Here is a 23,005-nt window from a genome sequence, read left to right on the forward strand (position 1 = left end):
GAGTCAATAGCGGCGGAGTTTGCCGCTGGCGGTCAGCGGCAGTTCTGTCACGAAGGTATAGAACAGCGGAACTTTGTAGGCGGAGAGTCGCTCCTGGCAAAGCTTTCTCAATTCAATCACAGGAGGGGGGGACTCGGTGTTATGAGGGATGATTTCCGCCGACGGCATGGCCCCCAGCGCAGGGTGTGCACGGGCGGTAACCCGGGCCGCCTTGACGCCGGGATGTCCGCACAGCACGGCCTCCACCTCTTCAGGGAAGCACTTCAGTCCGCCTACATTGATCACGCTGCGCACACGGCCGCGCAGGTACAAGCAGCCATCCGCATCTGTTTCAGCAATGTCCCCTGTGGCAAACCAGCCGTTGCGCAAAACCGACTCACGCGGCTGCCATGGAGTCAGATATGCATCGAAGACACCCGGGCCGCGCAGCATGAGTTCTCCGTCTTCCAGTTTTACTTCAAACGCTGGCAGCGGCTTGCCGATAGAGGTGGGCCGGTCTTTGGCATGGGCCAGGTTCAGGATGGGCAGCCCGGCTTCGATGATGCCCATTCCCTGGGTGAGGTGCAGCCCCGTTTTGCTGGCAAAAAGCTCCGCCACCTCATCGGTCAGCGCAAACGCGGTGGAAACCGCCAGGCGCAGAGATCCGAGTCTGCCTGCGTCCGGCTGGCCGGAGAGCATGGTATAGTGGTAGGGCGAGCCATACATCACCGTCGCGCCATGCTCCTGCATCATCTGCAGCATCACTTTGGGGTCGCTCGCAGGAGCCAGGATCGTGGTGGCTCCATGGTAGAGATAGAGAACAATCGAGACTGCGAAATGATGCGCCATGGGCAGCACCCAGAGCACTCGGTCCTGGGGTCCGATGCAGAGACCTTCATTTGCCGCGGTGATGCGCGCCAGCAGCGTTTCATGCGAAATGACGATGCCCTTTGATGTGCCTGTGGTGCCGCTGCTGAAGCGGATGAAGGCGGGGTTCAGGGCTGCCAGAGCCGCCTCATCAAATGCAGGCGGTGCATCGTGCGTCATCGTTTCGATGTGCCACTTCTGCGCATTCTCTGCATGCACGATGGCGTCCAGCGCAGTCGCCTTGGCAAGCTGCGCACGCTCGCTGCCCGTCAGCTCGGCGGGAATCGGAACAAAGCAGGCGTTCTGCTGCAGAATGGCCAGCGCCACCACGATGTAATCCGCACCGCTCGGCGCATTGAGGCCGATGCGCGGACGCTGTTTCTTTGGCCAGCTGGCATCTTCACTCAGGCTTTGCGCACAGCCCTGCATGCGCGCTTTCAGTTCACCAAAGGTGAGCTGCAGCTCCGGGCTGATCACGGCGGAGTGAGTGGCGATGCTGCGGTCAAAGATAAGATCGACGATGTTCACTTGGAGTGTTCCAGTTGGCTCAAAACGTCACGCACCTGCAATGCCAGGCTGGCGGTGTCTTGTTCAGTTAAAGTGGCGGCGATGCCGGCGGCCTGTCCGGTGGCCAGGGCTGTGCCCATGACGCGCGTGCTCGCCTGCGCCCGATGCGTGGCTGAAAGGCAGCGCCCTGCGACGAACACATTCTGCAAATCACGCGCACGCAATGCCCCCAGGGGAATGTCGCAGGCTTTCGGCTCCTTGGGGTAGATCAGCCGCGGTCCACGTGCCGTTTCACGCAGTTCGATGGGCCAGGTCGCATTGGCAACGGCTTGCGTGCTGCTCCGGCTTTCAAGGATGTCCTCCTCCGTCAGAACCGCCTCCCCGATCCACCTTTTGCTTTCACGAATACCGGCCCGCACAGGCAGGGTCGTGATGCGTGCTCTGGCAAAGCCTTCGAGCTCCGCTTTCAAATGTGCCACGATGGCGGCCGTCACTTCACGCCCCTGCATTTCGATCCAGGTCAAACTCCGGGCATCCGTCGCATCAAAGACGCATTCCGGTGAGTCTCCATGCAGATCAAGCGTCAGGAAAACTTCGTTCGGGGCGGCGCTGGCGCGAAAGTGCGCTCCCGCAGCGGCCGCAGGCAGCTTTTTCTCACGAATCGCCCTGGCGAGACACCCGGCGATTTTCAAGGGGCCGTCGCCTTGCAGGGACGGCGTGTCCACATCGCCGAGGCCCACAATGTAGGCAGGGCGTTGCAGCTCCTGGGCTGGAGTGCTGTCCCACGGCTGGTTTGTCAGTGAGGCGAGCACGGCATCGCCGCTCGCATCGACGAGAGTTCGCGGGCGCAGCTTCCAGGTCGTGCCACGGCATTGCAAAGTCACCTCGGCAGCTCGCCTCCCTTCCACTGTGCCCGCTGTGACTTCGGTGTGCAGCAGCACCTGCAGGCGGGGTTCTTTTTGGCACCACTGGTCGTAGAACAGGGCTAGAAGCTGCGGCTGGTGCATCAGCACATCCACCCTGCCCATCCTTAGCGGGCCGTGGCCGATGCCCCGCGCCAGAAGCTCCCGTTCCAGCTCCGCCGGGAGGCCCGGATTGGCAACATGTGGCCGAGCATCCGGTGTTGGCGGCAGATCATAGAGACCGCAGAACGAATGCACGAGCGAAGCCGTGCCTGCGCCGCCCAGAAAGCCGTGGCGCTCCACCAGCAGCGTGTCCGCGCCCCGACGGGCCGCCGCCAGGGCTGCCGCCACGCCTGCACTGCCGCCGCCGATGATGAGAACGTCGGGATTCATGGCCGCATCATTCACCGAGAAGATCAGAACGCCAGCGCTCACGCATCAGCTCTGTCTCAGTTTCGCTGAGGCAGGAGTCCAGATAACTCACCGTCACCGTGAGCTGGTCCTGGCATTCGGAGACAAACAGTCCGCTGCCCGGCGGGGCGTTGACCGTGGGCAGGTGGATGGCGTTGATAATGTCCCCCCCGCAGAATGTGGTCATCCCTTCGCCAAAGCTGCCAGTGTAGGCATGGTAGCAGGAGGAGATCTCTCCCCGCTGCGCAAGCCTGACCATGTCCAGCATCGTTTTGCCCGGCATGCCGCGCATCAGCAACTGCAGCGAGTTGAAGGACAGATGCCGTTTGAGTTTGAGGTGCTCCATGTGCTGCTTCATGAGCACCTTGCTCGCCGTGGCCAGATCAGCAAGGTCGGCATCCTTCAGAATGAAGAAGAACATCGACATGTGGTTTTGGAAGATCGCCGTGCGTCCGGCGCTGTCTTTCGGACGCTGCTGCACCGGCATGGTCACCGCGTACGTGAGATCGGAGTGCCCCCGGGCGTGAAACACGGCCTGGTGGCAGCGCGCCGCGAGACCCGCATAGAAAAAGGTGCGCATCATGTCACCGCCGATCCTGCCGAGTGTGAGTCTGATGCGTGCCGTGTCCTCCTTGGAAAAGGTCTCCCAAAAGCAGCAGCGGCGCCCGGAGACGGCTTTGCCACGGCTTGCGGATACGAAAGGCTCGGCACCCAGGTTCATGAGGTGTTTGCTGCAGCTCTCGCTTTCCTGAAACAGCTTCCACCATGGCTTGTCATTGTGCACCACCGGCTGCCGTGGTGACTCAGCCTGCGGGTCCAGCCACAGCTCGTTCATGTGCTTGAAAAGCAGCTCCACTCCCGTGCCGTCCAGCAGCAGGTGCGACCAGTTCATCAAGATCGTCCAGGTGACATTGCTGGTGCGGACCACATCCAAGCGAATGTGCGGCGGGCCGAGGGTGGTGCGCCTATGCCCCTGCATGCGCAATCTTCGAAGGGCGGAGATGGACTCGACCACCGATTTTTCAGCCCCCTCAACGCCGCTGGTCCGATGAAACTCGATGGGGACGGGAGCCGCCTCTCCGGAGCATTCCCAGTAAGGCACGCCAAACAGGCCGTCTTTGCGCAGCGTGGCATGCAGCAGGGGCAGGCGCTTGGGCAGTTCTGCCGCCAGCCAGCGCAGGCGTTCTTCGTCCGGCTGCCCGCTCAGCTGGATCTCACTCAAAGCATCCAGCCCGCGACCATCCGCTGATCGTGCGAGGTGATCGAGCGCCACGACAAAGCCGTCGGTGCCAGAGATCGGGAACTGGGGAATGGACGGGGTGCGTGTGCTCATGCGCCTGACGCTTGTCCTTTTACCAGCGCCACCATGGCAAGGCCGCTGCGAAAATTGGCGCGACTGAGTTCGGCTGGCTCCACCTTTTTGCCAAACCGCTCTTCGAGATACATCACCAGTTGCATCACACCCATGGAATCGAGCCCGGCTTCAAACAGATCGGCCCCCACGCTGAAATCAGCAGGCAGATCTGGCAGGACGGTTTCACGCACGAGTTCAATCATCGTGCCGGGGGTGATTGCGACGGTGTCTGGCATGTGTGTTTATGTGCTGAGTGGAAGGGGAATGCAAATCACAGCTCAAGGATACTCATGGCCCAGATTGTCATCGGTGATGATCTCTGCGCTTCCCCAGGCGGCTTGCATGGCCGGGCGGCGGCACCAATGCCACATGTCGCCGGGGACGGGAAGGGCTTCATTCTTGAGGAAGTCGAGCACGCCTTCGATTTGCTCCGCTGCGACGACCGGCTGGCCGTCGATTTGATAAGCCGCCAGAACTTTCTTCCAGCGCTCACGGCTGGGCTCAAGCGGGGCGTTGCTGGCCAGGCAGTGGTTCATGATCATCATCGTATGCGGAAACACCTCCATGCCCGTGCGTGCCGCACGCGGGGACTCGGTGCAGTTCCAAAAGGCGATGCCCTCAGGCTTCAGGTGGGCTTTCACCTCCGTCAAAAACTCACGCGAGAGCAGGGCTGAGGCAAACTCCCGCCAGTGATGCGTGGTGTTCATCACAATCGCATCAAACTGCGCCTCCGGGTGCTGGCGCAACCAGCGGCGTCCATCATCGATGACGAGTTCGAGTTTGGGATTGCTGAGCAGGCCGGAAACTTCCGGGCGTGCTCGGATGAGATCCAGGTAGCCATGGCTGAGCTCGATGGCGGTTACCTTTTTTACCTGCGGATGGTTGACCAGAATCTGCGTCCAGGATCCGCTGGCCACTCCGATGACAAGCACGTTTTCGATACGGTCCTGCACGGCCGAAAGAAAGTAGGGGCGCACAAGCCAGGATTTTGGCTCCAGCCTGGTGCCGATCATGCCATCGTAGGCGCCGTTGCCGTAAACCGCGCCGCTGGTGTCCACCGTGATGACGCCATGGCGTGACTCGATGGTCTGGGCGAAGTGCATGCCGTGGGCGAATTCGTGCTTGTACTGCAGGCGCTCGTAGAAGCTTTGAAACGGACTGAGGCTGACTGACATCAGGCACAGCGGCAGCCAGCGCTGTTGCTTGGGTAGTGCAAAACGCCCGATGACCTCCGCCCACACCCACGAGAGGCCGAGCAGCAGGACGCTGAGCAGGTGCAGGCTCATCCATTCCATGAAAAGAAAGCCCGTGAGCAGGCTGCCTGCGCCAGAACCGATGATGTTGGCGAGATAGAGCCGTGAAAGCTGGCTGCCGGTGTTTTGTCCGGGAGGAATCGCTGCGTGGCACAGCAGGGGAAAGGTGAGGCCGATCAGCGCTCCTGCGATGACGACACACACATAGCCGCACTCCCAGAACAGCTGCCTGGCAAAGATGGCGGTGAGAGGTGCCACGATGAATCCCATGACGCTCGAAAACATCACCCAGCATGCCAGCCTGGCTCGCAGCTTGCCGGCTTGAGCCAGCACTTGAGGACTCAACAATGACCCCAGCGCGAGACCGAACAGGTAGCTGCCGAGCATGTAGCCAAACACCGGGGCCTTGGAGGCGCTGGCAAAGTTGAAGACCCGTGACCAGATGATCTCCCAGGAGAGCGCCAGAAAGCCGGAGCATGCAGACCAAAGCAAGGCGGTTCGGAAAGGGATCTCGCATCCCGCAATGGCCGCAGGTTCCTTTGCCTGGTCTGCGGACTCTGCGGCAGGCTTTCTCAAAGCGAGCAGTACAATCAGTGCTGCGGCGGCATTCAGGCTGGCGGCGATGCGTGTGGTGCCGCTCATGCCATAGCTGCCAAGGAGCCAGCGCGCGGCAATGAAGGCTCCCAGCGCCGCGCCGAGCGTGTTCACAAAGTAGAGCCGGCTTACGCTCATGCCCACATGGGCGGTATTGCGCACCTGCTGCGCCACCAGCATGGGCAGCGTGGCTCCCATCAGCAGCGTCGGCAGAAACACCAGAAGGAAGACGAGGGTGCCCGTGGTGAGGCCGTGTGCCTGCGCCGAAGTCAATGCGCCCACCGCATCGAACAACTTCAGCGAGATGAGCCCATAGCCGCCCACGCCCAGTTCCGCGAGGCCAAACAGCAGCACCAGCGGTGCGCGCGCGGATTTCGAAACCCAGCCGCCCACGATGCTGCCCATGCCGAGCCCCGCAAGAAACGCCGCCACGACCATCGCCACAGATTCGACGTTGCTGCCGTAGATCGTCAGCAGCGCACGCTGCCAGACGAGCTGGTAGATCAGCGCCGAGATGCCTGAAAGGATGAAGACGCCATGCAGTACCATGGCGTGAAGGCGGCTTGGCATGGGATCACTCGAAGCCGTTGGCGCGCAGGAATTTCAGACTGCCGGGAATCTGCTCCAGCGAAGTGGAGGACTCATCCTCGATGAAGTAGTGCTGCACGCCGTTCTTGCGGGCGGCGGCAAAGATGGAGCCCCAGTCCATCTGGCCGGTGCCGAGGGTGACATCATTTTCCACGTCCGTCTTGCCGGTGAGGAAGCCGGTGGCCACGCCCTTTTTCAGATCCTTGAGGTGCATGAGCTTCCAGCGGCTGCTGTATTTTTCCAGCAGCTTCACCGGATCCTGGCCGGGGAAAATGATCCACAGGATGTCCATCTGCATGGAGACAAACTCGGGTTTCGTTTCGCGCAGGAAGAGATCCAGCAGTGTGCCGTCTCCGTAGGGCTCGAATTCAAAGCCGTGGGCGTGGTAAAACATCGTGATGCCCTCTTTTGCCAGTGCCTCACCTGCTTTGTTGAAGACGGCGATGGCCTCCCGGCACTCCGCTTCATCAAACTTGTCCTTGTGGTCGATCCACGCACAGCCCGCATATTTGAGCCCCAGCGTCTTCGCTTCCTTCACCACATTGTCGAGATCGTTTTTGTAACGCGCATACGGAAAGTGGCTGCTCACAGCCTTGAGGCCGCGCTGTTCCAGCTCTGATTTGAACTGCTCTACAGTCAGGTCATAGGTGCCCGCCAGCTCCACTTCCTTGATGCCAAACTCCTTCACACGGTCCAGCGTCCACGGCACACCACGCAGCTTGAACTGGCTGCGCAGGCTGTAGAGCTGCAGGCCGGCGGCATTCGGCGCATCAGCGGCAAAGAGGGGTGCCGCGAACGTAAGTGCGAGAAGGAGTGATGTGAGTTTCATGGGTCGAGAATGTTCGCAGGCGCTCGGCAGGTATCCAAATGAAATCCCGGTGAAATCACGCAGGGCTCCTGCCTTCAAACCCGCCGGATCGCCGCCGCAAAGGCCCCGTCCATCTGATCCTCGGGCGGAAAGCTGTGGCGTGTGGTGACGAGTTCGTAGCCGGGCGTGGTTTCGAGGACGCTGGCGACGAGCTGCTCGTTTTCCGCAGGTTCAATGCTGCAGGTGCTGTAAACGAGGATGCCGCCGGGCTTGAGGACGCGCAGGCAATTTTTGAGCAGCAGCGTCTGAGTTTCCACCTGGGCGGTGATGTCCTCGGGCGTTAAACGCCAGCGCACATCCACGCGGCGGCGCATGACGCCGGTGTTGGAGCAGGGGACATCGAGCAGGATGCGGTCAAAGCCTGCTGCGGCGAAGGGGGGAGGCTGTGGCTCCGCCCAGTCATGCTGCTCGATCTGGGCATTGGCGACGTGCAGGCGGTACAGGTTTCCCTCCAGCCGCCGCAGGCGACCCGGTGAGACGTCGCAGGCGATGATCTCGCCCTTGTTTTCCATGAGCTGTGCCAGGAGGGCGGTCTTGCCGCCTGGAGCGGCGCAGGCGTCCAGCACGCGCTGGCCGGGCTGCGGAGCGAGCAGACGCGGGGCCAGGGCGGTGCTGGGGTCCTGCATGTAAACTTTTCCTGCGCCCAAATCCTCGCGCGGCAGTTGCTCGCAGACGATGAAGTCGTCGCTGGCAGAGGCATTCTCCGGGTGCAGGTGGTTCACCCGGGCACACATGGGGGCGGGGACTTGGTTCCACTCGCAGAGGGCGGTGGTTTTGGCTTCCCCGAACAGGCCCAGCCAGTGCTCGATGAGCCATTTTGGGTGGGAGGTGCGCGTCTCTAGCGGCAGTGCGGGCACCATGGCCAGCAGTTCCTCCGATTCGCGGCAGGCACGGCGCAGCACGGCATTGATGAGGCTGCGAGCACGGCCGGTGGCTGCCACGGTCTCATTCACGGCTGCATACTCTGAAACCTTGAGAATCAACACCTGACACAGCCCGATGCGCAGGCCCCAGCGACTGCGGTGGTCGAGGTGCTTGCCCTCCGTGATCACGTCGATCCAGTGGTCCAGCAGGGAGAGATTGCGCAGGGTGGTGAGCACGATATCCCGCAAAAAGGCGGCGTCGGGCTGGCTGAGTCCGTTTTCGCGCTGGATGTAATCCAAGAGATCAGCGGCGAAGCGCTCGCCTTTGGCCCATTCGCCCAGCACATCGAGCGCCATGCCTCGGATGGGGACGGCTGGTGGACGGGAGGAGGCTGATGGGGGGCGTAGGCTCATAAGCGGCACGACTAAGGCGGTGTGGCGCAGGACACAAGCCGCCCTTTGCCCCCAGTGGGAGGAATGATTGACAAACTTCCCGCCCCCGCCTTTATAGACAACCCCCCGCCATTTTCACACGCCCAACCACCCTAGACCATGGATTTTATTGCCAAGAACATCGCCGAAGTCGCTCCTTCAATGACCCTTTCCATCACCGCCCAGGCGAAGGCATTGAAGAAGCAGGGTGTGGACGTGCTCAGCTTTGGTGCCGGTGAGCCGGACTTTAACACCCCAGCCCCCATCATCGCTGCCGCCGTCGAAGCCCTGAACTCCGGCAAAACCCGCTACACCGAAAGCGCCGGCATCCTCGAGCTGCGCGAATCCATCGCCGCCAAGCTGATGGTGGACAACAACGTCCAGTACGAGCCTTCCCAGATCAGCGTCAACTGCGGTGCCAAGCACTCCTGCTACAACGCCATTCTCGCATGCGTCAATCCTGGCGATGAAGTCATCATTCCCGCTCCCTACTGGACCAGCTATCCTGAAATGGTGCGCATCGTCGGCGGCATCCCGGTGATCGTCGAGACCAAGCGCGAAAACGGCTGGAAGCTGACTCCGGAAGAGTTCGAAGACGCCATGTCTCCGATGACGAAGATGATCATCCTCAACACCCCCGGCAACCCGACCGGCTCCATCTACTCCCGTGAGGAGCTCACTGCTCTGGCCGAGATCGCTGTGGGTGAAGGCATCATCATCCTCTCTGACGAAATCTACGAAAAGCTGGTCTATGGCGGCAACGAGCACGTCAGCATCGCCTCCCTGAGCAAGGAGATCTACGACCACACCATCACCATCAACGGTTTCTCCAAGGCCTACGCCATGACCGGCTGGCGCCTCGGCTACACGGCTGCTCCCAAGAAGATCGCCGACGCCATCGACACCATCCAGAGCCACACCACCAGCAATCCGACCAGCTTCGCCCAGTATGGAGCCCTGGCCGCCCTGCAGATGGATCAGCAGATCGTCAGCGACATGCGCGATGAGTTCGACGTGCGCCGCCAATACATGCTGGGCCGCCTGAACAACATCAAGAACGTGCGCGTGGTCGAGCCAATGGGTGCCTTCTACTTCCTGGTGGACATCGAACCCACGCAGATCAAGAGCGTCAACTTCTGCGAAAAGCTTCTCAGCAAGCAGAAGGTCGCCATCGTTCCCGGCGTCGCCTTTGGTGCCGAGCATACCGTGCGCTTCAGCTACGCTACCGGCCTGGACGTGATCAACGCCGGCATGGACCGCTTCGAAGAATTCTGCAACCAGCACTAACTCTCTCAGCGGTCACACAAAAGGCCTGCTCCGTCCCTCCACAGCTAACCTCCAAACATCATGGGCATCTACAACAACATCGTCGAAACCGTTGGTAAAACACCGCTGGTGAAGCTCAACAAAGTCACCGCAGGACTGAACGCCACGATCGCTTTGAAGTGTGAGTTCTTCAATCCTCTCGGCAGCGTGAAGGATCGTATCGGCATGGCCATGATTGAGGATGCTGAGAAGCGCGGCATTCTCACCCCTGACACCGTCATTGTGGAGCCCACCAGTGGCAACACCGGCATCGCGCTCGCCTTTGTGGCCGCTGCGAAGGGCTACAAGCTGATCCTCACCATGCCTGAAACGATGTCCCTGGAGCGCCGCACGCTCCTGGCGCTGCTCGGTGCAGAGCTCGTGCTCACTCCTGGTGCTCAGGGGATGAAAGGCGCCATCGCCAAGGCCACCGAAATCGTGGCCAGCACGCCAAATGCCTGGATGCCGCAGCAGTTTGAAAATCCTGCCAATCCGGCCATCCACTCGAAAACCACCGCCGAAGAGCTTTGGGCGGACACGGACGGCAAGATCGACATCCTTGTGGCCGCAGTCGGCACGGGTGGCACCATCACGGGTGTGACGGAGGTCATCAAGCCTCGCAAGCCCACCTTCCAGGCCATCGCGGTTGAGCCAGACGCCTCCCCGGTCATCAATCAGACCCTTGCCGGCCAGCCCGTGCAGCCGGGTCCGCATAAAATTCAGGGAACAGGCGCCGGCTTCGTCCCCGCAAACCTGCACCTCAAAGACAGCGCTGGCAACGCGCAGATCACTGAGTGTGTCAAGGTCAGCAATGACGACGCCTTTGCCATGGCCCGACGTCTGGCCAAGGAAGAAGGCATCCTGGTTGGCATCAGCACCGGTGCCAATGTCTGCGCTGCCATCGAAATCGCCAAGCGTCCGGAAAATGCAGGCAAGCTCATCGTGACTGTCGCCTGCTCCACTGGCGAGCGTTATCTCTCCACCGCGCTTGCAGATGAAGCCCGCGCCAAAGTAGGGGCCTGAGCTCCCTGATGAACAAAGAGCAGCGAATGACGAACGGTCACGTGCCTCCCATTGTGAGATCAGCGGGGCCATCCTTCGTCATTCGTTATTTTTGAGCCCACCTCCCGATTTTCCAACCACCCTGTTATGTCCCAACTCGATTCTACCTCTCAAGTGCTCCCGGCCACCGGCATGGAAAAGTTCTTGGAGGACAACATCCGCAAGATCATCTGGCTTTTCATCCTCGTGCTGGTGGGGCTTGGTGCCTTTGGCCTGATCCATCAGCAGAACAAAATGAAAGCCAAGGAGGCCGCCGAGGCCTTCACTGGGGCTAAGACAGTGGAAGACTGTGATCTCGTCATGTCACGCTACGCCGGCACCAATGCCGCCGCTAATGCGCTCCTGCTCAAGGCCGATCTCCTTTGGGAGCAAAACAAAAAGTCTTCCGCTGTGGAGGCGCTCAAGGAGTTCACCACCAAGGATGCCGGTCACCCCCTCGCGGTTTTTGCTCTCCTCGGTCTTGGTTCCAAGCTGGACGCCATGGGCGAAAGCAAAGAGGCTCAGGCGGTGTTTGAGCGCATCGTCAGTGAATTCGGTTCCACTGAGGCGGCCCCCATGGCCCAGGTGCGTCTCGGTGACCTGCTCTGGGCTCAGGGCAAGGCGGACGAGGCCAAGAAGGCTTACGAAGAACTTTCCGTGAAGTTCCCTGATATGGCTGAATACCAGGCCATCAGCCAGACTCGCCTGGGCTGGATTGCAGCATCGCTTCCAACCAAGGAAGTCGATCCTCCACCAGCGCCAAAAGTGGAGGCGAAGCCCTCTGCGGCACCTGGAATTCCGGGGCTCAAGCTGACAGCGCCAAGCAGCGGTGGCATTGGTGCCACCATCGCGCCTCCAGCAGCGCCTGCCATCCCATCTGCCCCGACCACACCTGCACCAGCGCCCAAGACGGAACCTGCGGTCCCCGCACCTGCGACACCCGCACCTGCGACACCCGCACCGACTCCTCCGTCTGCTGCTGCTGCTGCTCCAGCACCCGCGCCGACGCCTGCAGCCCCGGAAGCTCCAAAACAGTAGCGCACGGGCTCTTGAATGGCCCGCTGCCTGGCTTATTTTTCATCCCAACCCTCCAGCAACGACGGACAGTGATGTCCGTCGTTTCTTTTTTCAGTTTCAGGCCAGCCACTCTCCGATGGCAGCGATCACTTCTTCGCGCTGCGTCTCTGTGAGCTCGCCGTAAATCGGGATGCTTAGCACCTCTCCCGCCACCCGGTGGGAGACTTCGCAGCCTGAGAGCGATGCGGCAGGAAGATCGGCAAAGCACTTCTGCTGATCCAGCGTGACGGGATAGTAGATGTCACAGCCGATCTTTTTGGCCACGAGGTGGTCGCGCAGGGAGTCGCGTTGTCCGCCAAGTACGCGGATGGTGAACTGGTTCCAGATGTGCTCGTTGTGCGCGTAGCTCACGGGCAGCACGATCTTGGCATGCTGTGCGCTCAGCCAGGTGTCTTGCGTGCTCACACACTTGCAGTGCGTAGGATCCGCCTGCACCACGCCGGGCAGTTTTGAAAGCGCCTCGATGTAGTGCGCTGCATTGCGCTGGCGGTCGGCCGTGTATTGCGCATATCGTTTCAGCTTCACGCTCAGCAGGGCGCATTGCAGCGTGTCCATGCGGAAATTTCCACCCACGTAGTGGTGGTAGTACTTCGGCTTGCCGCCGTGCACGCGCAGCACACGGGCGTACTCGGCCAGTGCGTCGTCATTCGTCACCAGCATGCCACCGTCGCCAAAGCCGCCGAGATTCTTGCTGGGGAAGAAGCTGTAGGTGCCAAAGTCTCCCATCGTGCCGCTGCTGGTCCCACGATATTTGGCACCGATGGACTGCGCCGCGTCTTCGATGACCTTCAGTCCATGTTCCTTGGCCAGGGCCAGGATGGGAATCATGTCGGCACACTGGCCAAAGAGATGCACTGGAATGATGGCCCGGGTCTTTTCGGTGATCTTTTTCCGTGCGTCGTTCACATCCAGGTTGAAACAGATGGGGCACACGTCGGTGAAAACCGGCACGGCACCGAGGCGCGATACCGCTCCCGCCGTGGCAAAAAAGGTAAAGGCCGGGCACAACACCTCGTCACCGGCCTTGATGTCCAGCGCCATGAGCGCCAGCAGCAGCGCATCCGTGCCGGAGGAGACGGACAGCGCATGCTTCACCCCCACCATCTCAGCGACCTCCTTTTCAAACGTCTCCATCTCAGGCCCCATGATGAATCTGCCATGATGCAGCACCTGCGTGAAGGCGGCCTGGAGTTCGGATTCTAGGGGCAGGTTCTGGGCGTTGACGTCGAGAAGTGGGACGGGCATGGCGAATCAATGAATGACGAATGCCGAATGTGCCAGCGATTCCTTATTCGTCGAGCTTTGGCCAGCCGCCCACGTCATTTTGAGAGCGTACCACCGGCTGAAATCTTCTCTCCCTCACGCTGATGATCACACGCTGGTCCGCCGCATCTCGGGCGTGCGAGCATCCGGCGCTCTCCAGCACACGGCTTAGCACCTCGTCTGCGCTCTGCTTCGGGATTGGGGCAGGGGAGGTGAAGACGGGTGTCTCCTGCAGCTGCTTCAGGGCGTCCTCCATGAGGTTTTCACGCCCCTTGGTGTCGCTGAGACCCACCTGCTTTCGATCATCCACAAAGGCATGCACACCTGCATGCACCCCATGCTTCATCACCGCCTCGATGGCGGGCCGCTTTGGATCGCCAAGATACACATTGCCGATGAACTGGAAGGCATAACCCTTTGGCGTTGCCTCGTTCTTGTGGTCTTCGATGCCCGTGGTGTAGCGGGAGCCCGACTTCTGGTAGTCAAACATCACATTGTTTACCGCTTCCATCTGCACCGCGTAGTCATCGCCTTTGCGCATGTCGTTGGCCTCAAACTGCGGCCCCCGCATTACGTAGCGCGCAAAGAGGCAATGGTGTACGCTCAGGGTGTCCGCGCTGGAGTTGAAGCAGAAGGCGTGGTTGTCGCCATAGGGATGCAGCTCGGGATTGCTCAGCGGCTCGGCCAGCAGGCACCACTGCACCGTCACATTCTGGCAGTGCACCACGCTGAAAAGTTCATCGCAGCTCCAGGAGGTGGAGACGTGGTCGATGATCGCATCCCGGCAGCGTGTCAGGCCTATGCAGTCCAGCGCATTGGAGTGCTCCGGCCGCTTGAGGTTTCGTTCACGGTTTTTGCGCTTCGTCGTTTCATCCCCCAGTCGCACGCGGATGTTTCTCACGATGATGTCGTGCGTGTCTTTGAACTCCAGCGATCCGCCACGCAGGCACACGCCCATCCCTGGTGCATCGCCGCCATCAATGGTGATGAACGGCTCCCGGATCTCCACGGCATCTTGCAGCATGATCGTGCCCGCCACACGAAACTTCACCATCCGTGGTCCCTTCTGCATCACCGCCCAGCGGAAGGAACCCTCGGCTGGGTTTTTCAAATCGTCGTCCAGCCGGCTGACTTCGATGACTCTGCCGCCTTTGCCCCCCTTGGCGCAGGCTCCGAAACCGGCAGCGCCTTCAAAAGCAAGGTCTTCAACAGCAGGGGCTGTGACGGCCAGGCTGAGGCAAAGGAAAAAAACGAAGAGGCGCATGGCTTGCGGAAACTCCCGCTAAAGACCGCTTCTTCCAAATTTTCACTCTCACGGTACAGCTCTACATCCGCTCCGTCGTCTGGATGCCCAGCAGTCCGAGACCGGTCTTGAGCACACGGCCGGTGGCTTCGCAGAGCGTCAGGCGGGTGTTGCGCACGGTGCCTTCGGAGCGCAGCACATTGCAGGCTTCAAAGAAGGCATGGTAGGCAGATGCCAGCTCGTAGAGATAGTTGGCCAGCAGGTTCGGGCGGTGGTCGTCGAGGATGTCGTGGGAGTTCTCTGCAAACTGCGCCAGCTTCATCGCGAGGGCACGCTCAGCAGGCTCCGTGATGGCGAGATCGTCTGTCAGCGTGACAGCTCCATCCAGCTTGCGGAAGATGCTGCGCGTGCGCACGTAGGCGTTGATGAGGTAGGGGGCGGTGTTGCCTTGCAGGGACAGCATTTTGTCCCAGCTAAACTTGTAATCGGTGAGACGGTTCTGGCTGAGCTCGGCGTATTTGACGGAGCCACCGCCGATGATGCGGGCAATCTCGTCTTTCTCAGCATCGCTCAGCCCCTGCTCCTTTTCATCAGCAGCAGCGCGGGCGCGCTCGATGGCTTCATCAATCACCTCCAGCAGGCCCACGGTCTCGCCGCTGCGTGTCTTGAACATCTTGCCGTCTGGTCCCAGGATGCTGCCAAAGGCGATGTGGATCATCTTGGTGGTCACACCACGGCGCTGCGCGGCGGCGAACACCTGGCGGAAGTGCAACTGCTGCGGGGCGCCGACGACGTACCAGATTTCGTCCGCCTTCCATTCCTTCACGCGGTAGTCGATGGTGGCGAGATCGGTGGTGGCGTAGAGAAAGCCGCCGTCGCCCTTGCGGATGATGCAGGGCGCGGCCTTCCACTCGTCTTTCTCACGGATCAGGAATGGATCGTTTTCCGGCTTCACGCTGCCGTCGCTGAAGACCACCGTAGCGCCATCGCTGATGGTGGCGATGCCCTGGTTCAGCATGTCGGCCACCAGCGGAGCCAGGGCGTCATTGTAGAAGCTCTCACCGAGGTAATAGTCGAACTTGATGTCGAGCGCGCCGTAGACTTTTTCGAGCTGTTCGAGCGTGAGACGCACGCATTCCTTCCAGATGCCGAGGTTTTCGGCGTCGCCCTGCTGGAGCTTCACGAGTTCGCCTTTGCAGATTTCGAGCACGGCTTCATCCGCTTTCGCGGCGGCGTTGACGGCTTTGTAAACGCTGACGAGTTCATGGATCGGGTCCGCCTTGAGCTTCTCCTGATCGAGCTGCGTCTTCCAGCCGTGTATGATCATGCCGAACTGCGTGCCCCAGTCGCCGACGTGGTTGTCGGTGATGACCTTGTGGCCGATAAAGCGCGCCACACGGGCCAGCGAGTCGCCAATGAAGGTGCTGCGGATGTGGCCCACATGCATCGGTTTGGCGATGTTTGGTGCGGAAAAATCCACCACGATGGTCTTTGCCTGCGCCACCGGCGGCACGCCCACATGGTCATCTTTCACGATCACGGAGAGCCTCTCCGCCAGTGCGGCGGCGCTGAGCGTCAGGTTCAGGAAGCCGGGGCCGTCCACCGTCACTTTCTCACACAGGTCCTCCACCTGCAGCGCCGCCTTGATCTGTTCTGCCAGCGCACGTGGGTTTGTCTTGAGCTGCTTGGCCAGAATCATCGCCGCATTGCTTTGGTAGTCGCCAAAACGTGTGTCGGATGCGATGACGACACCTGGGGTGAAACCTTCAGGCAGATCAATGCCGGCGGCCGAGAAAGCTGCCTGGAGACGGGACGTGAGGAGGGCGCGAAACATGGGCGCGCATTTTGAATGCCGAATGGCAAAAGTCGAACGCGGAATTAGATCCGCCTGACCTCGTCGGCGCTTGTCAGCGTGTGGGAGCTTCCATCTGGAAATTCAAGAATGAGGTGCCCCTCCTCGTTCAAATCCAGCACGCGGCCAAAAACCTCACCATGGGGTGCCCGGGCCCGGATCTGGCGGCCGATCAGCCAGCTGCGCTTTCTCACTTCAGAGACGGCAGCGCTGAAACCGTCTTCAATTTCCTGAAACTCAGCATGAAGGCAGGCCAAAAGACGGCTTGCAAGAGAGTTGCGGTCTATCTCGCGGAGCGCAGCCGGCTGCAGTTGCTGCAGCAGTGAGGTGGCGCAGATCTCACTTGGGAAATCCAGCGTGTTAACATTCAAGCCTATGCCCAGCACGATTTTCATCCCCTCACGGGTGGAGACGGTCTCCGCCAGCAAACCGCTGATCTTGCGGTCTTTCAGATAGATGTCATTCGGCCATTTGATGAGCGGCTGCAGCGGCAGCTCGGCCTCGATGGCCTTGCAGATGGCCAGCGCCGCCAGCGTGGTGATGCGTGGCCATTTCTCCATGCCTGCCGCAGGCTTCATGAGCAGGGAAAACATCAGGTCTTTGCCACGTGGGGCGATCCAGCGGTTCTCCCGGCGGCCACGGCCTGCTGTTTGAGACTCCGCGAAGACCACGGTGCCCGCAGGCAGGGTCTCGGCATTCTGTTTGAGCCAGTCACTCGTGGAGCCCACTTCTTGCAGCACGGTGATGTCCCATGGCACCGTTTCGTCCTGCAGCATGCTGCCATCGAGCGGGATCATGCGCGTATCCGATGTGGGTCACTTGCCTCTCCGTGCTGGTGCAGCTCATCATGGTCTCCCTGGCATTCGAGGTGAGTGGTGATCAGCACCGGATTTGCCACACTGGCCTGCACGGCGTTTTCGATCTCGGTTGCGATTCGGTGTGCGTCTCGCAGCATGATGTCATCGTCAAACAGCAGATGAACCTCCACATAGTGCATTTCACCGGCATCCCGGTGGCGTAACGCATGAAAATGGAGGCCGTGTTTCTCCGTCTCGCGGCGCAGTGCCGCATCCAGTGCGGCATTGAGTTCTGGATCGGCCGTATCCATGAGCCCGCCGATGCTCTGGCGCATGAGGCCATACCCGGTCCAGATGATGTTGGCTGCCATGAGGAGCCCGCAGATCGAGTCCCAGCTGTGCCACCCTGTCAGCGCCACGAGCCCCAGGCCGATGATGGCCCCCAGGCTTGTCCAGACGTCCGTCAGCACATGCTTGCCGTTGGATTCAAGGATCAGCGAGCCCTGCTTTTTTCCTGTTCGGATGAGATACGCGCCGAGTGCGGCATTGATCACAATCGTCAGCGCGGTGAGAGTCAGCCCCTGATCCAGGTTTGCAGGAGGCAGATGCAGCAGCAGGCGCCGCACTGACTCATAAATGATGAAAAGGGCTGCCAGGATAATGAGCCCCCCTTCGATACCGGCGGAAAAAAACGCGATCTTGCTGTGGCCGTAGGGATGGTCTGTGTCCGCAGGCTTGTGCAGCAGGCCCAGGCTGAACGTCGCAAACATCACGGCGGCCACGTGGACGACCGACTCCGCCGCATCTCCGAGGATCGCCGCCGAGCCGGTCAGCACATAGGCCCCCATTTTGAGCACAAGCATCAGGAACCCCACGGCGAGCGAAAGCCGCATGGCACGCGTGGCGTCTGAGGTTGTGCTCATGAAAGGTCAGTCTCGGAGCAGCAGCTCGACAGTTGCTGGCACATCGGCAAACGATTCGACGCAGCGCCAGGGATTCAGGGCACTGAGCTCGGCATGAGAATACTGGCCGGTCGCCACCGCGAGGCACTTGGCACCAAAGGCTTCGGCGCAGCGGATGTCCTTCGGGGTGTCTCCAATCACGATGACATCGCTGATGTCATAGGTCGTACCGGTGGCCTCCTGCATGCGTTGCAGCGCCACCGGGCCCAGCTGGTTGCGGTCATGGTGGTCGCTTCCAAAACCGCCTTCGATGAAGTGATCGTAGATCCCATGGCGGGAGAGCTTGATGACCGCGCCGCGTTTCACATTGCCGGTGAGCAGGCCCAGATGGGCCTCGCTTTCACCGCGCAGGGCCAGCAGCAGATCATTCACTCCCGGCAGGGTGTGGCCGCTGAAATCCTCCGCCTGCAGGCGGCGCTGGAGATGTGACAGGTAGCGGTCGAGAAACGCAGTCACCTCCTCGGGCGTGTGGCTGCGGTTCATGTGGCCAAACACATCCATCGCAATCGCAGGATCGGTGGCACCGGCCAGCTGCAGCGGCGGCAGCTGCTCACGCTGAATGCCGAAGTGCTCCTCGGCAGCGTCCAGAATAGCCGCACCACCAGCACCGTTGCTGTCGATCAAAGTGCCGTCGATGTCGAAAAGTAGCAGTCTTGCCATCTCAATGAGGCTTGGAGGCTGCGGCGGGCTTGTGGGCGGCGCCACCGGTGTTGGACGGGGCGTACTTGGCCACCAGGAAGGCTCCGCTGGCAGCCATCAGGCAGCCAAGGATGAAGGGGACCGGCAGTGACTTGAAGCCGCCTTCCGGTGGATGCATGAGCATCGCGGTGATGGTGTTGATCACCGGTGCGCCGGCAAAGACAATAGGCATGACTGCAGCAGCAGCAGCGACACCGAAGCCGCCACCACCTTTGATGATCGGAGTGGCTGCAGCACCCAGGGCGAGGACCAGGGTCAGCGCACCCAGCGCCCCTGCCATGCCGGCCACCAGACTGAGGGGGATGCCATTGCCGGTCTCTCCCGTAAAGCTCCAGTTGGTGCCACGGGCCTTCAGCACGACTGCCGTCACGACGCCAATGATCGCATACGCGATGCAGACAAAGAGGAAGGCCTTCAGGCTGGCATTCGGCGTCTCAGCCCCCATCGGCATTTTGGAGCGCGCCGCGTGAAGAATGACTCCGTAAACGCCCCAGGAGAGCACGGTGAGGAGAGCGTAAATGAGCCAGGTCTGCATGATTTTGGTTTGGGGTTGGGAGTTCACGGAGGTGGGGTGGGGAAAGCAATGACTTGCCTTGAGAAAACGCCTGTCACAACGGCTTTGTTCACTTTTTGTCCCGCCTCTGCAGCAGCTCCGGCGGGGCTGCCTCGATCTTGTCGCGGAAGCGCTGCGGGATCACCACGGCCTTCATCTGGCCGGTGGCTTTGTCCTTGCGCACACAGGCGGCGGTGATGCGGCCTTCGGCGGCCAGGGTGCCGTCCAGCTTCCAGAAACGGATGAAATGACGGATGACCTTGCTGCGCACTTCCTCCACCAGCAGCTCACATTCAAACTCCTCCTCCACACGCAGCGGAGACATGTAGTCGCAGGAGGCGTGTACGCGCGGCCAGCCGACGCGCTCCTCACCTTCCGCCGGTTTGTCCACAATGGAGAAGCCCAGGCTGCGGAAGAAGGCATGCTCCACCCTCTCCATGTAGCGGAAGAAATTCGAGAAATGGACGATGCCGGCCATGTCGGTGTCGGAGAACTGGACGCGCTCGATGCAGGTGAAACGGTGGGCCATGAGGCGGCATGCTTAACCGCTGAACGCACGATTCTCAAACACTCATCCACGGGCCTCAAATCTCCGGCGGCGGCAGGGCAGGGAGCATGAGTCTGCGGTCCATGCCGCCAAAGGGCTGGATAAAGGAGCCGCTGAGCGCATTGTTGTAGCGCCTTTTCTGCAGCGGGTAGAGCCGGGCATAGGTGGCGCGGAGGCGCTGGCGCAGGGGCTCATTGGCAGCTGTAGGCGGCAGCTTGCCCACCTCCTGCCGCAAAAAGTTCAGGCTCTGCAGCACATTCACATAGCGCACGTCCTCCGGCCCCGAAGGGGTTAAGTCCTTAAATCCATAATGCGCGATGATGACGGTGCGGGCGCCACGTGGCCCCAGAAACGGAGCCGCCATGCGTTCAGGACCGAAGTCATCATAGCTCAGTGTGAGGGATTGTCCGGAGAAGGCGCGGCTCAGCCCGCCCGCAGTGCAGCCTGAGAGGAGCACCACTGGCAGCAGCCATAGCAGCAGGGAGCGTGATTTCATGACCATGTCTCTTCGGGTTAGGTTGTGTGGGAGATGACAGCAGGCTCGCACCCCTGGGCCTCCCGCATTTTATGCGCGGACTCGATCACCACATGCGCGGCTTCTTCAGCATCGGCCTTGGTGTTAAATCGGCTGAAGGAAACGCGCAGCGTGCAGGCTGCATCGCGGGCGCTCACCCCCATGGCCTCAAGCACATGCGAGGCATGCAGCGCTCCGGTGTGGCACGCGGAGCCGGCAGAGCAGGCGATGCCCGCCTGATCCAGCAGAATGAGCATCCCGGCCGCATCCAGCCCGGGCAGGCAGAGCGAGCTGGTAGTGTGCAGCCGGTGCGTCAGGCAGCCGTGGATGCGTGTTTCAGGCAGCGCTGCATGGATCAGGTGCTCAAAACGGTCTCGCAGAGTCTTCAGCCGGCCTTTGGTGCCATCCTCCAGGTGCAGGCGTGCCAGCTCGGCCGCCATTCCGAGCGCGACGATGCCTGGCACGTTTTCGGTGCCGCCCCGGCGCTCATTTTCCTGGCCCCCGCCCATCAGCAGCGGTTCAAAGCGTACGCGCTGGCTGGCATACAGGGCGCCGATTCCTTTGGGGGCATGCATCTTGTGCCCGCTCAGGCTCAGGAAATCGACCGGCGTCGTCTGCACATCGAGATGGATTTTGCCCGCCGCCTGCACCGCATCCGTATGCACCAGGGCGCCGGCGGCATGCGCCAGCGAAACAATCTCATTCATCGGGGCGACGACACCGGTTTCATTGTTCGCCCACATGATGGAGACCAGCGCCGTGATCCCTGGCCGCAAGAGCGTGCGCAGCGCATCTAGATCTACCCTGCCATCCGGGTGCACGGGCACGGTTACGACTTTTCCCCCGTCTGCCTGCCAGCGCCGGGTGGACTCGAGCACGGCTGCATGCTCCGTGCCTGAGATCACGATTTCAGGCTTTTCAGGCCACAGTGCGCGCACAGAGGCGTGCACGGTGTTGATGGACTCTGTGGCCCCGCTGGTAAAGATGATCTCGCCCGTGCTGGCGCCCAGCAGCGCTGCCACCTGGGCGCGAGCTCCCTCGAGCGCCCGTCGCACCCTGCGCCCGCCGGCGTAGCTCGCGGAAGGGTTGGCGTAGTGCTCGCGCAGAAACGGCAGCATCGCCTCCAGCACTGCTGGATCGACCGGCGTGGTGGCGTTGGCGTCGAGGTAGATCACAGCCGGAAGGTCGGACTGCGATTCCCGCTGTCAATCCCCCTTCCTGCACTCGACAAGCCGCTTCCTCCCGCTAACCTCCCTCCCCCTATGCTCGACATCCGCCTTATCCGTGACAATCCAGACCAGGTCAAACAGCGCCTCGCCAATCGCAGCGGCGACTTCGCCTCATTGGTGGATGAAGTCATCAGCATCGACACTCAGCGCCGTGCCGCTGAAACCGAGCGCCAGAAACTCCAAAGTGACCGCAACCGCATCAGCAAGGAGATCGGCATCGCCAAGAAGAAAGGTGAGGACACCACCTCTATCGAAGCTGAGGTGCGTGGCATCGGCAGCCGCATCGAGGAAATCGGCCGCGAAGCCGATGCGGCAGACATCCGCCAGCGCGACATCCTTCTCAGCATTCCCAATCTCCCGCATGAAGCCTGTCCCGTGGGCGGCAGCGCGGAGGAAAATCCTGAGGTGCGTGTCTGGGGCACAAAGCCAGCCTTTGATTTTCAGCCGAAGGATCATACGGCTCTCGGAGCGGCTCTCGGCATGCTCGACTTCGAAGCCGGTGCCAAAATCTCCGGCAGCGCTTTTGTGGTTTACCGTGGTGCAGGCGCTCGTCTGGAGCGCGCCCTCATCAGCTTCCTGCTCGACCTTCACACCACACAACACGGCTACGAGGAAATCAGCCCGCCGCTACTTGTGAAATCGGAGTGCCTTGTTGGCACCGGACAGCTCCCAAAATTTGGAGACCAGGTCTATCACAGCGCCACGGATGATCTCTATCTCATCCCTACCGCAGAGGTGCCGGTGACGAATCTCCACCGCGATGAAATCCTGCCGCTCGAAAAACTTCCCGTAAATTACGCAGCCTACACGCCCTGCTTCCGGCGCGAGGCTGGCAGCGCAGGCCTCGGCACCCGCGGGCTCATTCGCATGCACCAGTTCGACAAGGTCGAACTCGTTAAGATCACCACGCCAGAAACCAGCATGGCGGAGCTGGAAAGCCTCACCGCCAATGCTGAAAAAGTGCTTCAGCTTCTCGGCCTGCACTATCGCGTGATCGAGCTCTGCACCGGTGACATCGGCTTTGGTTCAGCCAAAACCTACGACATCGAAGTCTGGGCTCCGGGGCAGGGCACCTACCTCGAAGTCTCCAGCTGCTCAAACTTCGGCGACTATCAGGCCCGTCGCATGAACCTGCGCTACAAGGATGAAAACGGCAAAAACCGCGTCCCCCACACGCTCAATGGCTCCGGCACGGCACTGGCGCGTCTGTTTGTCGCCCTCGTCGAAACCTACCAGCAGGCTGACGGAACTATCCGCATTCCAGAGGCCCTGCGCGGCCACTTTGGCTCCGAAAAAATCGGCTGA

At 61.0% G+C, this 23,005-nt stretch carries 21 protein-coding genes; 4 read left to right on the forward strand and 17 right to left on the reverse strand.

The window, feature by feature from the left end; genetic code table 11:
• Positions 1-3 precede the first annotated feature (3 nt).
• From ACFQDI_RS07870 to ACFQDI_RS07900, 7 genes are all read right to left on the reverse strand, one after another.
• A complete protein-coding gene (locus ACFQDI_RS07870) occupies positions 4-1,374 on the reverse strand; it encodes a class I adenylate-forming enzyme family protein (RefSeq protein WP_377165177.1) in 1,371 nt (456 codons plus the stop codon).
• Positions 1,371-2,648 carry an FAD-dependent oxidoreductase gene (locus tag ACFQDI_RS07875; protein WP_377165179.1) on the reverse strand — a complete coding sequence of 426 codons (1,278 nt, stop codon included), beginning with the start codon at positions 2,646-2,648 and terminating at the stop codon, positions 1,371-1,373. The genes ACFQDI_RS07870 and ACFQDI_RS07875 overlap by 4 nt, the downstream gene beginning before the upstream one ends.
• Before the next feature lie 7 nt (positions 2,649-2,655).
• Positions 2,656-3,999 (reverse strand): hypothetical protein, encoded by a 1,344-nt coding sequence (locus ACFQDI_RS07880; protein ID WP_377165182.1) that lies wholly within the window; start codon positions 3,997-3,999, stop codon positions 2,656-2,658.
• Positions 3,996-4,256 (reverse strand): acyl carrier protein, encoded by a 261-nt coding sequence (locus tag ACFQDI_RS07885; protein WP_377165185.1) that lies wholly within the window; start codon positions 4,254-4,256, stop codon positions 3,996-3,998. Before ACFQDI_RS07885 ends, ACFQDI_RS07880 begins: the two co-directional genes overlap by 4 nt.
• Before the next feature lie 42 nt (positions 4,257-4,298).
• Complete coding sequence (locus ACFQDI_RS07890) at positions 4,299-6,437, reverse strand: spermine/spermidine synthase domain-containing protein (protein WP_377165187.1); 2,139 nt, start codon at positions 6,435-6,437, stop codon at positions 4,299-4,301.
• A 4-nt stretch (positions 6,438-6,441) separates the two neighbouring features.
• Positions 6,442-7,284, reverse strand: coding sequence for a sugar phosphate isomerase/epimerase family protein (locus ACFQDI_RS07895; protein ID WP_377165189.1), 843 nt, complete (start codon positions 7,282-7,284; stop codon positions 6,442-6,444).
• A 74-nt stretch (positions 7,285-7,358) separates the two neighbouring features.
• The gene (locus tag ACFQDI_RS07900; protein WP_377165191.1) at positions 7,359-8,600 is read right to left on the reverse strand and encodes an RsmB/NOP family class I SAM-dependent RNA methyltransferase; all 1,242 of its coding nucleotides are present in this window, start codon (positions 8,598-8,600) and stop codon (positions 7,359-7,361) included.
• A 138-nt stretch (positions 8,601-8,738) separates the two neighbouring features.
• On the opposite strand from ACFQDI_RS07900, the gene ACFQDI_RS07905 reads away from it, so the two are divergent.
• The 3 genes from ACFQDI_RS07905 to ACFQDI_RS07915 all read left to right on the forward strand — a co-directional run bounded on the left by ACFQDI_RS07905 (position 8,739) and on the right by ACFQDI_RS07915 (position 12,002).
• Positions 8,739-9,905, forward strand: coding sequence for a pyridoxal phosphate-dependent aminotransferase (locus ACFQDI_RS07905; protein ID WP_377165193.1), 1,167 nt, complete (start codon positions 8,739-8,741; stop codon positions 9,903-9,905).
• Between the two features lie 60 nt (positions 9,906-9,965).
• Complete coding sequence (cysK, locus tag ACFQDI_RS07910; protein ID WP_377165195.1) at positions 9,966-10,946, forward strand: cysteine synthase A; 981 nt, start codon at positions 9,966-9,968, stop codon at positions 10,944-10,946.
• A 126-nt stretch (positions 10,947-11,072) separates the two neighbouring features.
• Complete coding sequence (locus ACFQDI_RS07915) at positions 11,073-12,002, forward strand: tetratricopeptide repeat protein (protein ID WP_377165197.1); 930 nt, start codon at positions 11,073-11,075, stop codon at positions 12,000-12,002.
• Between the two features lie 96 nt (positions 12,003-12,098).
• On the opposite strand, the gene ACFQDI_RS07920 is transcribed toward ACFQDI_RS07915, so the two are convergent.
• The 10 genes from ACFQDI_RS07920 to ACFQDI_RS07965 all read right to left on the reverse strand — a co-directional run bounded on the left by ACFQDI_RS07920 (position 12,099) and on the right by ACFQDI_RS07965 (position 21,646).
• Positions 12,099-13,286 (reverse strand): DegT/DnrJ/EryC1/StrS family aminotransferase, encoded by a 1,188-nt coding sequence (locus tag ACFQDI_RS07920; protein ID WP_377165199.1) that lies wholly within the window; start codon positions 13,284-13,286, stop codon positions 12,099-12,101.
• 43 nt (positions 13,287-13,329) lie between these two features.
• A complete protein-coding gene (locus ACFQDI_RS07925; RefSeq protein ID WP_377165201.1) occupies positions 13,330-14,568 on the reverse strand; it encodes a hypothetical protein in 1,239 nt (412 codons plus the stop codon).
• A gap of 61 nt (positions 14,569-14,629) precedes the next feature.
• A complete protein-coding gene (gene argS, locus ACFQDI_RS07930) occupies positions 14,630-16,381 on the reverse strand; it encodes an arginine--tRNA ligase (protein WP_377165203.1) in 1,752 nt (583 codons plus the stop codon).
• A gap of 44 nt (positions 16,382-16,425) precedes the next feature.
• A complete protein-coding gene (locus ACFQDI_RS07935) occupies positions 16,426-17,196 on the reverse strand; it encodes a biotin--[acetyl-CoA-carboxylase] ligase (RefSeq protein ID WP_377165205.1) in 771 nt (256 codons plus the stop codon).
• Positions 17,193-18,119: a cation diffusion facilitator family transporter gene (locus ACFQDI_RS07940; protein ID WP_377165207.1), complete on the reverse strand. Its 927-nt coding sequence runs from the start codon at positions 18,117-18,119 to the stop codon at positions 17,193-17,195. Before ACFQDI_RS07940 ends, ACFQDI_RS07935 begins: the two co-directional genes overlap by 4 nt.
• A 6-nt stretch (positions 18,120-18,125) precedes the next feature.
• Positions 18,126-18,818 carry an HAD family hydrolase gene (locus ACFQDI_RS07945; RefSeq protein WP_377165209.1) on the reverse strand — a complete coding sequence of 231 codons (693 nt, stop codon included), beginning with the start codon at positions 18,816-18,818 and terminating at the stop codon, positions 18,126-18,128.
• Position 18,819: 1 nt separating this feature from the next.
• Positions 18,820-19,392 (reverse strand): hypothetical protein, encoded by a 573-nt coding sequence (locus tag ACFQDI_RS07950; RefSeq protein WP_377165211.1) that lies wholly within the window; start codon positions 19,390-19,392, stop codon positions 18,820-18,822.
• A gap of 88 nt (positions 19,393-19,480) precedes the next feature.
• Positions 19,481-19,939 carry an acyl-CoA thioesterase gene (locus ACFQDI_RS07955; protein WP_377165213.1) on the reverse strand — a complete coding sequence of 153 codons (459 nt, stop codon included), beginning with the start codon at positions 19,937-19,939 and terminating at the stop codon, positions 19,481-19,483.
• A 55-nt stretch (positions 19,940-19,994) separates the two neighbouring features.
• On the reverse strand, positions 19,995-20,453 hold the full coding sequence (locus tag ACFQDI_RS07960) for a hypothetical protein (RefSeq protein WP_377165216.1): 459 nt from the start codon (positions 20,451-20,453) through the stop codon (positions 19,995-19,997).
• Between the two features lie 17 nt (positions 20,454-20,470).
• Positions 20,471-21,646, reverse strand: coding sequence for a cysteine desulfurase family protein (locus tag ACFQDI_RS07965; protein WP_377165219.1), 1,176 nt, complete (start codon positions 21,644-21,646; stop codon positions 20,471-20,473).
• An 87-nt stretch (positions 21,647-21,733) separates the two neighbouring features.
• Between ACFQDI_RS07965 and serS the strand changes: the two genes are divergently transcribed.
• Positions 21,734-23,005 (forward strand): serine--tRNA ligase, encoded by a 1,272-nt coding sequence (gene serS, locus ACFQDI_RS07970; RefSeq protein WP_377165221.1) that lies wholly within the window; start codon positions 21,734-21,736, stop codon positions 23,003-23,005.

It is taken from the genome of Prosthecobacter fluviatilis (assembly GCF_042655725.1).
GTDB lineage: Bacteria > Verrucomicrobiota > Verrucomicrobiia > Verrucomicrobiales > Verrucomicrobiaceae > Prosthecobacter > Prosthecobacter fluviatilis.